Source organism: Microbacterium maritypicum MF109 (assembly GCF_000455825.1).
Lineage (GTDB): Bacteria > Actinomycetota > Actinomycetes > Actinomycetales > Microbacteriaceae > Microbacterium > Microbacterium maritypicum_A.
Map to the genome: position 1 here is coordinate 1 of NZ_ATAO01000023.1, position 271 is coordinate 271.

General features: G+C 64.2%; 1 protein-coding gene. It reads right to left on the minus strand.

Going from position 1 to position 271, the window contains the following annotated elements:
• On the minus strand, window positions 1-271 hold a 271-nt coding region (locus L687_RS23990; RefSeq protein WP_152525839.1), incomplete at both ends, for a class I tRNA ligase family protein.

The window sequence follows — 271 nt, forward strand, 5'->3', positions numbered from 1 at the left end:
GCCCAGAGGACGCTCTCCATGTAGCCGAGGTCGAGCGTCTTGTAGCCGCGGTCGAAGTCGACCCAGCGCGCCTGACGGGTGACGTAGTCCTGCCACTCGTGCGTGTAGGCGAGCACCGAGCTCTTCGCCTTCGCGTTGAAGACGTCGATGCCCATCTCCTCGATCTCGGCCTTCTCGGTGATGCCGAGCTGCTTCATCGCCTCGAGCTCTGCGGGCAGGCCGTGCGTGTCCCAGCCGAAGACACGGTCGACCTTATGACCCGTCATGGTCT